Below are 14,563 nucleotides of genomic sequence, written 5' to 3'. Positions count from 1 at the left end.
ACCCGCCGCAACGAAGCGCAGCATCCGATCGAAGTGGTCGGCGGCCAGCTTCGCGAACTGATGCACTGGATCAAGAAATAATTCCTGCCCTATAGGACCAACCGGTCTTTCTAAATATTACGGACCAAAGAGCTGCCGGCTATTGCCGGCAGCTCTTTGCGTATGGACGAGATGCGCAACGACAATCCGCTGGCGCGCTCCTCGATGAACGGACGACCGCCTTTGTTGCTGCCCGCGCAGCCTTGACGCGGAAGCCATGTATTCGCATGTCACCAAATTGCCATTATTTCCTCGATTCACGGATGCTTGCAACGGTTTATTGTATGGAATCAATCGATTCTAAGCGCTTACAACTGTATGGCCGACTACAATTGCCGACTGGAGGGAACGAAGATGACCACACGCGCGACGTTCTCGGCGATGCTGGCGGCGATGCTCATCGCCGCGATCATGCTGACGGGATGCTCCCCGCAGGCGGCCGCCGAGAAGAAGACGACGCTTACGATCTGGTACTGGAACCGCGGGCTCGACGACAAGCTCATCGAAGCGGCCCGGACCCGATTTCCGAATGTGCGGATCGTGGCGCAGAAAGTCGGCGGCGACTTCAAATCCAAGCTCAAGACCACCCTGGCCGCCGGCTCCGGCGGACCCGACATCGTGGCCTTCAACGACTGGGTCACGGAGATGTTCCCGAACGCCGACCGATTCTACGACCTCTATAAGCTCGGGGCGCACGACATCGAGAAGGATTATTTGCCCTGGAAATGGCAGCTCGGCGTGACGCCGCAAGGCCGCATGGTCGCGCTGCCGATCGATACCGGACCGACGGCCTTGTTCTATCGGGCCGACCTGTTCGAGCAGGCGGGACTGCCGTCCGATCCCGAGGAAGTCCATAAGCTGATGGGCACCTGGGACGCCTATCTCGCCGCCGGCAAGAAGCTTCAGGACGCGCTCGGCGACGGCGTCAAGCTGACGGACAACATCGGCACGATCTATACGCAGGTGAACGCGCAGAGCGAGAACATCTATTTCGACAAGGCCGACGCGTTCATCGGGAAAGATCCGTCCTCTTCGATGAAGCGGGCATGGGATCTCGCGGTCAAGGCTTCCGGCATGGGCTTGCTTGCGAACGCGAACGGCGGCACGCCGGAATGGAGCGCCGCCATGAATACGGGCAAGATCGCCTCGTTCGTCGGCGCCGTCTGGAACAAGGAGATTCTCCGGCAGGCCGCTCCCGATACGGCAGGCAAGTGGCGCGTCGCCCGGGCTCCGGGAGGAGACGGCAACAACGGCGGCTCGTTCCTGGCGATCATGGGCACCAGCAAGCATCCGAACGAAGCGTTCCGGCTGATCGAATGGCTGCAAAATCCGGAGAACCAAGTGAAGAGCTTCGCCGACGTCAATCTGTTTCCTTCCGCCAAGACGGCGCTGGACGCGCCGGCGTTGCGGAAGAAGGAGGACTTCTTCGGCGGCCAGGCGACGGGCGAGATCTTCACGGCATCGGCGCTGCACGTGAAGCCGTCGTACTTCGGGCCGCGGTACGTGAACGTGAACGGGATCGCGAACCGTCAGCTGCAGTCCGTCTCGACCCAAGGCAAGGACCCGGACCAAGCGTGGCGCGATACCTTGGCGCGCATCGACAAGGAGCTGCTCCGATAGCGGGCCGGCATCCCGCGCGCAGGTCGGAATGAATAAACGAACGAGGAGGTTGCGCCCATGAATCGCAGGTTAACCGCTGAAATCTGGAAGCATCGCAAGGCTTATGCGGCCATCTCGCCTTTTTTTATCGTGTTTGCGATCTTCGGTTTGTTCCCGATCGCGTTCTCGATGTATTTATCCTTTCAGAAATGGGACGGCATCGGCGACATGACGTTCAACGGGCTGAACAACTACCGCTTCATGCTCGGCGATCCCGAATTCTGGCATGCCGTGACCAACACGCTGCTCATCTGGGTCTATTCCACGATTCCGATGCTCTTCTTGGCCCTCGTGCTGGCGTTTCTGCTGAACGCGTCGTTCGTCAAATGCCGAACCTTCTTCCGGATCGGGTATTTCCTGCCGAACGTCACGTCGCTCGTGGCGGTGGCCATCGTGTTCAGCACGCTGTTCTCGAGCAATTACGGCCTGCTCAACTACGCGCTCAACCTGTTCGGCCTGCAGTCCGTCGAATTTCTGCAGCGGACGTGGGGCATCCAGTTTGCCATCTCCCTCATGATCGTCTGGCGCTGGGTCGGCTACAACGCCATCATCTATCTCGCGGGGCTGCAGAGCATTCCGGCCGTCCTGTACGAAGCCGCGCGCATGGACGGGGCGACGGGCGCGCAGGCGTTCTTCCGGATCACGGTGCCGATTCTGCGGCCGATCATCCTGTTTACCGTCATCACGTCCACGATCGGCGGCATGCAGATCTTCACGGAACCGCAGGTGCTCGTAGGCAACGACGGCGGGCCGGGCGGCGGCGGATTGACCATCGTGCTCTACTTGTACCGGGAAGCCTTCATTAACAATTACTTCGGCTACGGCGCGGCCGTCGGCTGGGGAATGTTCGTGCTGATCGCGCTGTTCTCCCTGGTGAACTGGCGATTGGTCAAAGGGAGCTCGAATTAAAGCCGCCCGAAGCGAAACCAGGAAAGGGAGTGTGTCCGATGGCGACAAGCAAATGGAAAACGGTGGCATTGCATGCGGTATTGATTGCGGGGTTCCTGCTGTCGATCTTCCCCTTTTATTGGCTTACGGTCATGGCCACGCGCAAGACGGGGGAGATCTACGGCTACCCGCCCAAATTAGGGTTCGGCACGCAGCTCCTCGATAATATACAGCGCGTCGTCTCCACGATCGATTTCTTCGGGGCGTTCGCCAATTCGCTGTTCGTGTCCGGCTCCGTCGCGCTGCTCGTGCTGTTCTTCGACTCGCTGGCCGGCGTGACGTTCGCGAAGTATGAATTTCCGGGGAAAAAGTGGCTGTTCGTGCTGCTGCTGGCCACGATGATGGCGCCGGCGCAGCTGTCGCTCGTGCCCTCGTTCGTCATCATGGCGAAATTCGGCTGGGTCGGCTCCTTCAAGGCGCTCATTATTCCGGGCATGGTCAATGCCTTCGGGATCTTCTGGATCCGCCAATATGCCGAGGAATCCATTCCGACCGAATTGATCGAGGCGGGCCGAATCGACGGCTGCGGGTTCTTCCGCATCTATTGGAGCCTCATGCTGCCGATCCTGCGGCCGGCGTTATCCTTCCTCGGGGCGTTCACCTTCATCGGGGTATGGAACGATTACCTGTGGCCGCTGATTATTTTGAACAACGAACGGAAATTCACGCTGCAGGTCGCCTTGTCGTCCTTGAACGGCATCTACGTGACGGATTACGCCATGGTCATCGCGGGGACGCTGCTGGCGGTCCTGCCGCTCGTGATCTTGTTTCTCTTCGTCAGCCGGCAGTTTATCTCGGACATCGCCGCCGGCGCGGTCAAGAGCTGAGGCCTTTTTCGCTCGGCGCGCAGCGGTTGTCGAGGCGGGCCCGATCGTACGGAGATAACTCCGCGCACGGAGCGGCGGTCGGCGGCCTGCAGAGGAAGACGATCATTATGGAAAAGAGTCGCCTGCGGGCGACTCTTTTGTCGTTCTATTCGCTTACGGGTCTGAGGAGAAGGCGTTCTTTGTTTGTCAGGACGAATCGCTCGCCGGGGGCCAGGATGTGATACCTGTTCTCCGAACGGGCGATTTGCGGAGCAAGCTTGTTCGGATCGCCATTGAACGGCGGCAGCTCGGGCCCGTGATAAGTTCCGTAGTGGTGCGTGATTATATCCGCATGCTCGAGACGGTTCGCCAGTTTAACGGCATTCTCCACGCCGAAATGATAGGGATCGTCCGATACGTCGAGCAGCAGGACGTCGACCTCGCTCATTTGCATATGCTCGTCGAGCAGCCGGGTGTCCCCTGTGCACCATATATTCCCGTCCGGGGTACTGATAAAGAAGCCGCAGCAGTCCTCCGGACCGTAAGGATGCTGGCTTGGCCATGCATGATCGGCTCGCGTCAGCGTAATTTCAATCGGGCCTACCCGAAAACGCTCGCCGATACGGAAGGCCCGTGCCTGACGCGAAGGAACGCCTAACCGTTCCAGTTCTCGCACGACAATAGCCGGCCCTCCGTACAAGCCCCCCGTCTTGATCAAATCCGCGGCCGTGACGGGAGCCAAGTGATCATCATCCATATGCGTGTAGAGAATCGCATCCAATCGCGGCACGTCCGCCGCCAAGATCGGCAGCGGCACCAACAATCGGTGCCCGATCTCGCAAATCTCGTCGGAGCCGGCTTGCATGGCGATAACGGGATCGATCATAAGCAAGGTTCCGCGGGAATTGATCAGAAACCCTGCGCTGGAGAGCCACCAGATGGAAGTGTCGTCCGAGGATTCGAAATCCTTGGCCGTGATCGGCTTGGTATACGGCGCTCGGACTTGGATAGCGGATGTCTCTTTCGGCATGAAGGATATCGGCTCCTTTTCGAGATAGGTTGACGGGAAGCATGTCTCCATCTTACCCCGTCTTGCGCGCATCGCACAAGCTATGGGAGGTGCGGGGCGACTGCGCGCGGGGGCGGGCGATAAGCCGGCTGTCCTGTTGACCGGTTGACGGACCCGATAAGCGGACGCCAGCCTAAAGCGCGTATTTCCAAATCAACCAACTGATCAGAGCGGATGCCCAAGAAGCGAACCCGAATGCCAGGACGATCTTATTCTCGCTCCAGCCGTACTTCAAACTGAAATGGTAATGAAGCGGTGCCATTTTAAAGAGGCGCAATTTCGTGCGCTTGTAGAACCAGACTTGCAGGATGACCGAACATTGTTCGGCCAGATACACGGAAAAGAGAATCGGGATCAATACCTCGATCTTCTCGATGACCGCCAACATGGACAGCGAACCTCCGATGGCCAGCGATCCGGTATCTCCCATGAATGCCCTGGCGGGATAAATATTATAGAAAAGCAAGCCGAGCAGGCAACCGATCATGACGAGCGAGAAGAGCCGCACTTCCGGCTTGTCCGAGATGAGAAAGAAGAAAAAATAAGTCGGAATGGCGGCATTGATCAATAGACCGTCCAAACCATCCGTGAAATTGATCGCGTTCGCCGAGCCGACTACAAAAAGCAGCAGGATCGCTACGTACGCATAAACGGGCAAATGCAGCTGATAGCCGTTGAACAGCGATATCTCGCTCGTCAGCGAAAACGAACGGAGCAAGGCGATGAGCAGGATGCCCGTAAACGCGAATTGAAACACGAGCTTCGTCCGTCCGGAGATGCCCGAAGGGTCCTGTCGCGTTGCCTTTTTGAAATCGTCCATAAAGCCGACCGAACCGAATAAGAGAAACGCAGCGCATAAAAAAGTCATCCAGGGCGCAGGTTGAAACCGCAGGGAAGTCGCGACGCCGGTCAGCAAAACGAGTCCCGCCATCAAAGGCGTCCCTTTCTTGGCTTGATGGTCGGGGGGCAGCTCCGAGCGAATGGGCTGGGTTAGCTTCAGGTAACGCAGCGCGCGAATGAGCAGGGGGGTAAGAAACGCCACAAGCAAAAAAGAAAGACCGGCTATTCCGAATATACCGAGCATTGCGCACTCTCCTTTCCCGATCACGACTTCAAAAAAACTGCAAGATTCGGTTAAGCCTGTATCACGACTTTACCTAAAGTTTTTCGTCCGTAAAAGTGAAGGTTTGCCTGCCTTTTTTTCATATTTTCGGTAAAACTCCCTAAACGAACGGACATAAGCGCGCATCGTGCAACGACGATTCGGCTGCCCTTGGGAGGTATTCCGATCGCGATGAGCGAAGTGGTTGTTGGAAAAGTCTATCGTACATCGATGAAGGGATGACGCCATGCGAAAACTTGCAACATGCATAACGATTGTCGGCCTATGCCTTGCGCTTATTGTTTCCTATGTTTTTTCATGACCGGAAATGACGAATAGATAACAGCTCTGAAGCCGTTCGCCGGGGAGTTCGGCGCCGATATGAATTTCTGCGACCGGATTGACACGCGCGATTATTTGAGCCAGGATGATCATGTCATCGTCGCCAAGGCAGGGAATGCGGCAATCGGTCAGGCTGCATTGAATGACCGGTTTATGCCGATGCCGGAATGGCCGGAAGACGGTAGAGCAGCGAGAACACGATCCCGTCCGGGGTCGTAAGCGTCGCCGCGAAGGAGAACGTTCGAATAAGCCAAGAAGATCAACGACGCTCGGAGGAGGCGCAAGGCGATGGACCATGCGAAGCAAGCAAGGATACGCGAGCTCCACAACAAGCTGCATGCCCGGCTGGAAGGAGGCATCCTGCATCTCTTGAACGGCCAGGCGATGCAGGATGCGTTCGACGCGAACGGGCTCATGCGGGAAGGCGACGGCTATGCGCCTTTCAATGAGGCGATGTGCTCCGGCGAGGCGGCCGAACCTATTTTCGGCGAGGCGTTTAACCGGCTGCGCGCCGCCGGGCACGGAGTATCGCCGGAGGAATACGCGCGCATTACCCTGACGCCGCTACAACCGCTGACCGAGCACCGGCATTCCGGCATCGCGTTATGGTTCGGCGACGACATGTTCTGCCAGATGAATGCGCTGACCGCGCTGGCGTATTTGAATCAAACGGGCTATGAAGGAAAGCTGTTCTTCCATATGGTGAAAGAGGCGGAGAATCAGGACGAAATCGAAGCCGTCGATATTCCTCCCGCCGACTATCGCGCCGTCTACGGGCAAGTCCTGATCGAACGCCGCTTCCCCGCGGGGACGTCCCTGATGCCGGCCATGGCCCGGGGCATCGAGCTCTTCCTGGAATACCGCAAGCCCGAGAATGAAATTACCGCCTTCATCAGGGAGAATCAAGCGAAATCCCGGGCGGAGCTGTTAAAGCTGCTGTTCGAGGCTTTTCCTCATTATGGCCTGGGCGACATGCAGTATTTGGCCATCATGGAGGCCATGCAAGCCTGAGGCTCCGCTTCGGCGGGCAAGCCAGGCAAGCCGCCGGGCAGGCAAGCTAAGAGCAAGCCATGCGGGCAAGCCGGGCGAGCAGCCGGAGCAGCTAGATAGGCAAGCTAGATAGGCAAGCCAACGCAAAAACCGGACCCGTTATGGCGGGTCCGGTTTTTGCGTGCCGACTTAAGGGCATGCGCGCGGCAAGGGGTTAGAATCCCTGTACGGGGTGGGGGACGTAAGCTGCTTCAAGCTCGCGGATTTCCTCCGGCGACAGGGCAAGCGCCGCCGCCGCGGCCGCATCGTCCAGATGCTGCGGCTTCGTCGCGCCGATGATCGGCGAAGTCACGACGGATTTGCCGAGCAGCCAGGCAAGGGCGACTTGGGCTTGGTTCACGCCGCGCGCGGCGGCGATCCGGGCGACGCGCTCCACGATCGCGCGATTGGAATCGACGGCGGACGCGTACAGCGTTTTGCCGAAGAGGTCGGTCTCGGACCGTTCGCTGATCTCGTCCCAGCTCCGGGTCAAGCGGCCGCGGGCCAGCGGACTCCAAGGAATGACGCCGACGCCGATCTCCTCGCATAACGGCAGCATCTCCCGTTCTTCCTCCCGGTAGAGCAGGTTCAAGTGATTTTGCATGCTGACGAATTTGGTCCAGCCATGCTTCTCGGCCGTATATTGCGCCTTCAGGAACTGCCACGCGTACATGGAGGAAGCGCCGATATAACGGGCTTTGCCGGATTTGACGACCTCGTGCAGCGCTTCCATCGTTTCCTCGATCGGCGTTTTCGGATCCCAGCGGTGAATCTGGTACAGATCGACGTAATCCGTGCCCAGCCGGCGCAGACTGTCGTCCACCTCGCTCAGGATCGCTTTGCGGGACAAGCCCGCGCCGTTCGGTCCCGGACGCATGCGCCCGTGCACTTTGGTCGCGATCACGACCTCTTCCCGGCGGGCGAAATCGTTGAGCGCGCGGCCGACGATCTCTTCGCTTGTCCCGTCCGAGTAGACGTTCGCGGTATCGAAGAAGTTGATGCCGAGCTCCAAGGCCTTGCGGATGAACGGACGGCTCTTCTCTTCGTCCAGCGTCCAGGTATGCGATCCTCGCGTCGGAATGCCGTAGCTCATGCAGCCCAAGCAAATTCTGGATACTTCCAGGCCGGTTTGGCCCAATCGCGTATATTCCATTTCTCGTTTCCTCCCTTGTTTCGGCTGTTAGTGGCAACATCAGGGCGACTCCTTCTATCATAACGGATTCGGCGGGCGGATGCCTAATGACGATCAGCCTAATTTGTCCGGCGCGCCCCGCGCGGGCAGGAGCGGACAGGGAAGGCGCCGAATCTGAAGACAAGAGCGGAAGGGGAGAAGGACATGGAGAACATCAAGGCGGTACTGTTCGACCTGGACAACACGATTTTGGATCGCACGCGGATGTTCGGCGGGTTCGCGGCGCAATTGTTCGATGCGTATTTCGGGCATGTCGCCGACCGGCGGGCGATGCTCGCGCGCGTCGTCGAGCTCGATCAGGACGGGTACAAACCGCGGGAGACGCTGTTTGCCGAGCTGCTCGAGGAGCTGCCTTGGGAGCGGACACCGGCGCCAGGCGAGCTGGCGGAGTTCTACCCCGGCGCCTACCTGCGCCATGCCGTGCTGATGGAGGGAGCGAGAGAGGTACTGGCGCATGCGCGGGCGAAATACCGGACCGGCCTCGTCACGAACGGCAGGACGGCGATCCAATACGGCAAGCTCGACCTGTTGGGCATCCGGGGAGAGTTCGATCTGATTCTCGTCTCCGAGGAAGCGGGCATCAAGAAGCCGGATCCCCGGATCTTCGAACTGGCGGCGGGCAAGCTGGGGCTGCGCGCGGAAGAATGCCTGTTCGTCGGGGATCACCCCGTGAACGATATCGAGGGAGCGGGGCGGACCGGCATGCCGACCGTCTGGATGCGGGCGAACCATCCGTGGCCGGAGGACAGCGAAGCGAAGCCGCTGCATGCCATTACGGCGCTGAGCGAGCTGCTGGCATTGCTGTAGCGCGCGTTGGCCTCGACAGGTCCGCCGCGGCTCGGCCGCGGACAAAAAACGAGCGGCCGGACGAACGCGTCCTTCGCGCGTCATCCGGCCGGGTTGCTCAAGCTGGTTCTAGTCCTTGCCTAGAGCGAAAGAGGGATTACTTCTCGCAGGCGATGCCGTCTTTATCGCGGTCGCTCTTGCTGTTGGCGTCATAGAGCGCCTGCGAGACGAACGGCTTGTATTTCGTCTTGCCGCCTTTGTTCTTCACGGAGGCGGAGCGGGCTACGCCGCCTTTGTACGCCTTGTTCAGCTCGGTGCAGTTGCGGTAAGTCTTGGCGGCTGCATCGGCGGTGCCGCTTCCGGCGGCTTCCGCGGCGAAGCTCAGCAGCAGCGCGAGCGACAGCCCCGCGGCAAGCGTTTTTGTTTTCGTCATGGTCGGTTCCTCGCGATTCATCGAATAGTAGTGCATTCGCCTATTAGTTTAGCACGCGCCGAGAAGGGCGAATATCCCTTTCGAGGACATCATTCGCGCCTCGCTTCGGCCGAGCGGCGGCAACGCGGGAGCTCCCCCGGACTTTTCCGAGGGAGCTCTTTGCGTCTTGCAGGCGACCGACCCGCCGCGCCTAGAATTGCCCGCGCTACGGCGTCACTCGGAGCGAATCAAGCAGCATGTAGGTGCCGGATTTCTTGACGGCCTTGAGCGTATGGGTTCCGCTGGACAAGCCCGTCGCTTTATAGACGACCTGATTGGTCAACCGCGTCGGGCTCGACGTGTTCACCGTCGTCTGCAGCACGTTATCCAGGTAAATGTCGACGTTGCCTTGGCCGGCTTCCTTCTCCGTGATCAATTCCACGCCCGTGCCGGTGAAGGCGAATTGGAAATAGTCGTTGTTGGTCTGGGTGAAATGCACGTCGTTGTTGTAATCTCCGAAGCCCCGGTTGCCGTTCAGCGACCAAGAGCCGGTGTAGGCGATGCCGGGATCCGTATCGTTGTACTGGAGCTGCGAGCTCTTGACCCGCAGCTCGTCCAGCAGCATGAAGGTGCCGGATTTCTTCACGGCCTTGAGCGTATGCGCGCCGCTCGGCAGGCCGCCGATCGCGTAGACCGTTTGCTGCGCCAGGCGGGTGGGGTTATACGTGTTGACGGTTTGCTTGAACACGTTGTCGACGTAGATGTCGACGTTGCCCTGCGCCGGGTCCTTCTCGGTGACGAGCTCGATCCCCGTCCCGTTGAACGCGTATTGGAAGTAGTCGTTGTTCGTCTGCGTATAGTGCACGTCGTCCTGGTAATCCCCGAAGCCCCGATTGCCGTTCAGCGTCCATGATCCCGTATAGGACACGGCCGGGTCCGTGTCATTCACCGGAATCGGCGAAGCCACGCGGAATTGCAGCTTGTCGAGCAGCATGTACGTGCCGGACTTCTTCACGGCCTTCAAGGTATGCGGGCCGTTCGGCAGGCCGCTGACGCTGTAGACCGTTTGCTGCAGCTGCCGGGTCGCGCTCGCCGTGTTCACCGTCTGCTTGAAGACGTTGTCGACGTAGATGTCGACGTTGCCCTGGGAGGCGTCCTTCTCCGTGACGAGGTCGATGCCCGTGCCCTGGAAGGCGTATTCGAAGTAATCGTTGTTCGTCTGGGTAAAGTGGACGTCGTCCTGGTAGTCCCCGAGCCCGCGGTTGTAGCTGCGCTGCCAGGCGCCCGCGTATTTGATGCCGGTATCGTCGTCGTTGGCGGTCACGGAGCCGCCGGCGGCCGTCACCTTGAGCAGCCGCGAAGCGTGCGCCGGCAAATTGACGGCGCTATAGCCCGTGTTGAACGTCCCCAGATCGGTATGGCTCCACAGATCCCGAACCGACGCGGCGCCGTTCAGGCCGATATCGTTCCAATTCACGGCGACCGTCGCGGCGGAGCTGCCGAGGTTGTACAGGCCGACGGTGTACGTGCCGTCGCCGTTATTGGCATACCACGCCTGCTGATTGGAGGCGGTGGACACCGGATGGGCCGGTCTGCCCGCCTGGTTGACGGCGATCACTTCGTCGTTGGTCAGCAGGGAGAGGCCGAAGGCGTCCAGATTGGTCAGATCGTTCCCCGTGTACAGCTGCGCCGAGGACATGGCCCATAACGACATGGCCGTCTGCCGTTCGTCCTGCGTCAGGCCGTCCATCGCGCCGTTGCCGACGTCGAGCGAATCGAAATCGTTCCAGCCGCCGGGTCCGGCGTCGCGCCACCACGTCGCGGCGTCGGGGAACAGCCGGGCGATGTTCGGCCAGCTCGTCAGCGCGGTGTTGACGCAGTAGCATTCGACGTCCCAGTCCACGCGCCAGCCGTTGGCGTACTGCTTCCACGTATCGACGTAGTTGTGGTCGAGCGCCCAGGAGATCTCGAGCCAGATATTGTGCGCGCTAAGCGCCTGCGACCACGCCGCCACGTCGCCGCGCGCGTCGATCGTCGTGTCGTTGTGCCCGGAGCCGGGGGTGACGCTGTCGAACTTCACGAAATCGACGCCCCAGGAGGCGAACAGGTCGGCGATCGAATTAATGTAGCTTTGGGCGCACGGGTTGGCAAAATTGATCTTGTAGCCCAGTCCCCAATAATCCGCCGTCGTAAGCGGTTGGACGGCGATATCCTGCATCGAGCAGCCCGGCGCGCCGAAGATCGGCAGATCGTCGTTGTACGCCTGCGGCGACATCCCCGGTATCATGTAGAGGCCGAATTTCTGCCCGTTCGCATGCACGTAGTCGATGACGTCCATCAATCCGTTCGGATAAAGCACGGTGCTCGGAACGGGCCTTCCGTAGCCGTCCATGCCGCCGTTCCAGCCGGCGTCCACGTTGATGTACTCGTAGCCGTGCGATTGAAGCTTCGCATGCATGGCGTCCGACTGCGCCTTGAGCTGCGCGGCCGTGATCCATGCGCCGTTGCCCGAGTACACCTGCATGCTGTAGCTGCTCCAGCCCATGAGCGGCTTCTGCGCCAATCCGTTGTTGGCCGCCTGCGCGACCCGGTCCGCTTGAAATCCGAAGCCCGTGAACAGCAGCGCGAGCGCGATCACGGCGAACCTTGCTTTCTTGAATGCTTTCTTCATTAACTCATCTCCTTTGTGGTGGGCAAGCAGGCCAAGCGAGAAAGACGCCGTGCAATGGCGGGCTGCATCGCAAAATGGCAGCGCTTTCTTTTATGATCATAGCGGTTCCCCGCGCGCCGGGACAAGGTACATTTAAGCGCTTTCAGGTACAATTTTCCTGCAAAAGCACGCGCCGGTCGCGCAGGATGCGGCCGAGCGCGGCGGAATGTGGGCAGGGCGCGATGGAATGTGGCCGAGCGCGATGGAATGTGGCAGGGCGCGATGGAATGTGGCAGGGCGGCGGAACGTGACCGAGCGCGATGGAATGTGGCGGAACGCGGCAGGGGCGGAGGAACGTGCCCGAGCGCGGCGGAATGTGGTGGAACGCTGCTGCTCCGGGCAACGGCGTGCCGGCGTCCGCGGGCAAGCGCGGAAATCGGACGAACAGGGAGATATTTCCCTTGCATTGGGAACGCACATTCGGTATATAATAAGAACATACGAACATATATTCGCGTATCGAAGGAGGGTTCATAGATGTCGAGGCATATTTTCCTGATCGACGGACAGTCCTTCTACGCTTCCGTGGAGAAGGCGGCTCATCCGGAGTATAGCGACAAGCCCGTTGCCGTCGGCGACCCGACGAGGATGAACGGCATCGTGCTCGCGGCATGCCCCATCGCCAAGTCGCGCGGCGTGACGACGGCCTCGCGCGTCGGGGAGGCGCTGGCGAGATGCCCGGATCTCGTCGTCATCCGGCCCCGGATGGGGACGTACATCCAAGTCTCCTTATTGATCACCCGCATCTTCGAATCTTATACGGAGCTCGTGGAGCCGTACAGCATCGACGAGCAGTTTCTGGACGTGACGGGTTCGCTGGCTTATTTCGGCGAGTCCCCGCAGGAGCTGGCCGCGCGCATCCAGAAGGACGTTCAGCTCTCGACCGGCGTTTGGTCGCGGGTCGGCATCGGACCGACGAAGATTCTCGCCAAGATGGCGACCGACAACTATGCCAAGAAAACCGACGAGGGCGTCTTCGAGCTTTCTTACGACAAATTGGAGTCCACGCTCTGGGAACTGCCCGTGCATCAGATGTTCATGGTCGCCTCCGCGATGACCCGGCATTTCACCCGCATGGGCTTGTCGCGCATCGGCGACATCGCCCGCATGGACTTCGGCGAATTCAAGCGGCGCATGCGGCGCGAGATGGGCAAGCAGAGCGACATCCAGGCCGGCTACTACTGGCAGACCGCGCGGGGCATCGATCCGAGTCCCGTGGAGCCCGGCATCCGGCATCAGCTCAAGTCCGTCAGCCATGGCAAAGCGTTGCGCTGGAATCTGTACCGCGAGCTGAAGGACATCGAGGTCGTGCTGCTGGAGCTGGTCGTGGAGGTCTGCCAGCGCACGCGGCGCAACCGGTTCATGGGCTCGGTCGTGTCGGTGTCCGCGGCGGAAACCGACGGCGTCCGTTCCTGCTGGTTCAGCCGGCAGACGACCCTGCCGCAGCCGACGTCCTTGACCCACGAGGTAGCGGCGGCCGCGCTCAAGCTGTTCAGGGAGCATTGGAACGGACTGCCGATCAGCCGGCTGAGCATTGCCTTGGGGCAATTGTCGGACGACAGCGTCATTCAGCTGACGCTGTTCGAGGACCGTTCCCGCGCTTACAGCAAGGAGCGGGCCATCGACGCCATCAAGGAGCGCTACGGAAGCACGGCCATCATGCGCGCCTCGTCGCTGCTGGAATCCGGCGTGGCGCGGGAAAGGGCGGAGCAAATTGGAGGACACTACAAATGAGCAAGCTGGACGGCAATGAACGCTGGAAATCCAAAATGTTGTTGACCGAGCACGTGGAGCGCTACGACGAGCATCATGCGGAAGGGGGCGCGCAGAGCGCCGCGGCCGCCGTGCAGGCGCAGGCGCGCCCGCCGAAGGGGAACCTCATCACGACGGAGGAACGGACGATGCTGCGCGATTACATTCTGCTGCCGCATATCGTGAAGATCGTGGAGCGGAGCATCGCCGACGTGGAGCATACGACGACGGTGCTGAAGCGCGCGTTCCTGATGGCGGGACAGAAGATTCTGGACCGGGTCTCGCAGGATTTGCACGCGCTGCAGCGGGACCTGAAGCAGCGGAACATCCGGATTCTGAACGAGGAGCAGTCGGATCTGGTCGTGTACCACCGCTACTACTGCCGGGGCTACGAGGACCGGTTCGGCATGACGCGCGACGTGATGCGCTCCGAGATCAGCATGAAGCTGGCCCGGTATACGTCGGAGCTGGGCGTGCTGCTCAAGGAAGGCACGATGAGGCCGAAGTGAACGGGCGCGGACCGGGAACGGATGACGAGGAATGGAACGGCGCAAGGAAGCATCGGAATGACGCAGCGAAACGAAGGAACGGCGCACGGAACAACGGGATGAAACCAAGAACCGGCGCAATGAAGCAAGCACGGAATGACGCACGGAAACAACGGAATGGGGCACGGAGAGCCAAAGAAAAGCCAACGGAAAGCCAGACGAATGCAAG

At 60.2% G+C, this 14,563-nt stretch carries 12 protein-coding genes; 7 read left to right on the top strand and 5 right to left on the bottom strand.

From position 1 onward, the window contains the following. Positions 1-393: 393 nt before the first annotated feature. The 3 genes from GT019_RS29350 to GT019_RS29340 are packed head-to-tail and all read left to right on the top strand — an operon-like array spanning position 394 to position 3,473. The gene (locus GT019_RS29350; protein WP_235949584.1) at positions 394-1,659 is read left to right on the top strand and encodes an ABC transporter substrate-binding protein; all 1,266 of its coding nucleotides are present in this window, start codon (positions 394-396) and stop codon (positions 1,657-1,659) included. Between the two features lie 57 nt (positions 1,660-1,716). Further along, positions 1,717-2,607, top strand: a complete 891-nt coding sequence (locus tag GT019_RS29345; protein ID WP_161747012.1) for a carbohydrate ABC transporter permease — start codon at positions 1,717-1,719, stop codon at positions 2,605-2,607. A 38-nt stretch (positions 2,608-2,645) separates the two neighbouring features. Then, on the top strand, positions 2,646-3,473 hold the full coding sequence (locus tag GT019_RS29340) for a carbohydrate ABC transporter permease (protein WP_161747011.1): 828 nt from the start codon (positions 2,646-2,648) through the stop codon (positions 3,471-3,473). Between the two features lie 145 nt (positions 3,474-3,618). Here the strand turns inward: GT019_RS29340 and GT019_RS29335 are convergent, their stop codons facing one another. After that, a complete protein-coding gene (locus GT019_RS29335; protein ID WP_161747010.1) occupies positions 3,619-4,482 on the bottom strand; it encodes an MBL fold metallo-hydrolase in 864 nt (287 codons plus the stop codon). Between the two features lie 172 nt (positions 4,483-4,654). Beyond that, entirely contained in the window at positions 4,655-5,605 is a 951-nt protein-coding gene (gene mraY, locus GT019_RS29330) for a phospho-N-acetylmuramoyl-pentapeptide-transferase (protein ID WP_161747009.1), read from the bottom strand. 648 nt (positions 5,606-6,253) lie between these two features. On the opposite strand from mraY, the gene GT019_RS29325 reads away from it, so the two are divergent. Next, entirely contained in the window at positions 6,254-6,976 is a 723-nt protein-coding gene (locus GT019_RS29325) for an AraC family transcriptional regulator (protein ID WP_161747008.1), read from the top strand. Positions 6,977-7,169: 193 nt separating this feature from the next. Here the strand turns inward: GT019_RS29325 and GT019_RS29320 are convergent, their stop codons facing one another. Then, on the bottom strand, positions 7,170-8,147 hold the full coding sequence (locus tag GT019_RS29320; protein WP_161747007.1) for an aldo/keto reductase: 978 nt from the start codon (positions 8,145-8,147) through the stop codon (positions 7,170-7,172). Between the two features lie 183 nt (positions 8,148-8,330). Between GT019_RS29320 and GT019_RS29315 the strand changes: the two genes are divergently transcribed. Beyond that, on the top strand, positions 8,331-8,993 hold the full coding sequence (locus GT019_RS29315; protein ID WP_161747006.1) for an HAD family hydrolase: 663 nt from the start codon (positions 8,331-8,333) through the stop codon (positions 8,991-8,993). A 136-nt stretch (positions 8,994-9,129) separates the two neighbouring features. Here the strand turns inward: GT019_RS29315 and GT019_RS29310 are convergent, their stop codons facing one another. Further along, on the bottom strand, positions 9,130-9,405 hold the full coding sequence (locus tag GT019_RS29310; RefSeq protein ID WP_161747005.1) for an excalibur calcium-binding domain-containing protein: 276 nt from the start codon (positions 9,403-9,405) through the stop codon (positions 9,130-9,132). A 205-nt stretch (positions 9,406-9,610) separates the two neighbouring features. Next, on the bottom strand, positions 9,611-12,055 hold the full coding sequence (locus GT019_RS29305; protein ID WP_161747004.1) for a glycoside hydrolase family 27 protein: 2,445 nt from the start codon (positions 12,053-12,055) through the stop codon (positions 9,611-9,613). 516 nt (positions 12,056-12,571) lie between these two features. Here GT019_RS29305 and GT019_RS29300 point away from each other — a divergent pair. Further along, positions 12,572-13,828, top strand: coding sequence for a DNA polymerase IV (locus tag GT019_RS29300; RefSeq protein WP_161747003.1), 1,257 nt, complete (start codon positions 12,572-12,574; stop codon positions 13,826-13,828). Next, positions 13,825-14,355, top strand: coding sequence for a hypothetical protein (locus GT019_RS29295; protein WP_161747002.1), 531 nt, complete (start codon positions 13,825-13,827; stop codon positions 14,353-14,355). Before GT019_RS29300 ends, GT019_RS29295 begins: the two co-directional genes overlap by 4 nt. Positions 14,356-14,563 lie beyond the last annotated feature (208 nt).

The sequence above is a fragment of the Paenibacillus glycinis genome, assembly GCF_009909185.1.
GTDB classification, from domain to species: Bacteria; Bacillota; Bacilli; order Paenibacillales; family Paenibacillaceae; genus Paenibacillus_Z; species Paenibacillus_Z glycinis.
Note: the sequence above shows the minus strand (reverse complement) of the source record. Positions and strands in the feature narration are given on the sequence as shown.

What these genes read in the sequence shown, in the direction of transcription:
- GT019_RS29350 (WP_235949584.1), top strand. Translation starts at nt 394, where the DNA reads ATGACCACACGCGCGACGTTCTCGGCGATGCTGGCGGCGATGCTCATC.
- GT019_RS29345 (WP_161747012.1), top strand. Translation starts at nt 1,717, where the DNA reads ATGAATCGCAGGTTAACCGCTGAAATCTGGAAGCATCGCAAGGCTTAT.
- GT019_RS29340 (WP_161747011.1), top strand. Translation starts at nt 2,646, where the DNA reads ATGGCGACAAGCAAATGGAAAACGGTGGCATTGCATGCGGTATTGATT.
- GT019_RS29335 (WP_161747010.1), bottom strand. Translation starts at nt 4,482, where the DNA reads ATGCCGAAAGAGACATCCGCTATCCAAGTCCGAGCGCCGTATACCAAG.
- mraY (WP_161747009.1), bottom strand. Translation starts at nt 5,605, where the DNA reads ATGCTCGGTATATTCGGAATAGCCGGTCTTTCTTTTTTGCTTGTGGCG.
- GT019_RS29325 (WP_161747008.1), top strand. Translation starts at nt 6,254, where the DNA reads ATGGACCATGCGAAGCAAGCAAGGATACGCGAGCTCCACAACAAGCTG.
- GT019_RS29320 (WP_161747007.1), bottom strand. Translation starts at nt 8,147, where the DNA reads ATGGAATATACGCGATTGGGCCAAACCGGCCTGGAAGTATCCAGAATT.
- GT019_RS29315 (WP_161747006.1), top strand. Translation starts at nt 8,331, where the DNA reads ATGGAGAACATCAAGGCGGTACTGTTCGACCTGGACAACACGATTTTG.
- GT019_RS29310 (WP_161747005.1), bottom strand. Translation starts at nt 9,405, where the DNA reads ATGACGAAAACAAAAACGCTTGCCGCGGGGCTGTCGCTCGCGCTGCTG.
- GT019_RS29305 (WP_161747004.1), bottom strand. Translation starts at nt 12,055, where the DNA reads ATGAAGAAAGCATTCAAGAAAGCAAGGTTCGCCGTGATCGCGCTCGCG.
- GT019_RS29300 (WP_161747003.1), top strand. Translation starts at nt 12,572, where the DNA reads ATGTCGAGGCATATTTTCCTGATCGACGGACAGTCCTTCTACGCTTCC.
- GT019_RS29295 (WP_161747002.1), top strand. Translation starts at nt 13,825, where the DNA reads ATGAGCAAGCTGGACGGCAATGAACGCTGGAAATCCAAAATGTTGTTG.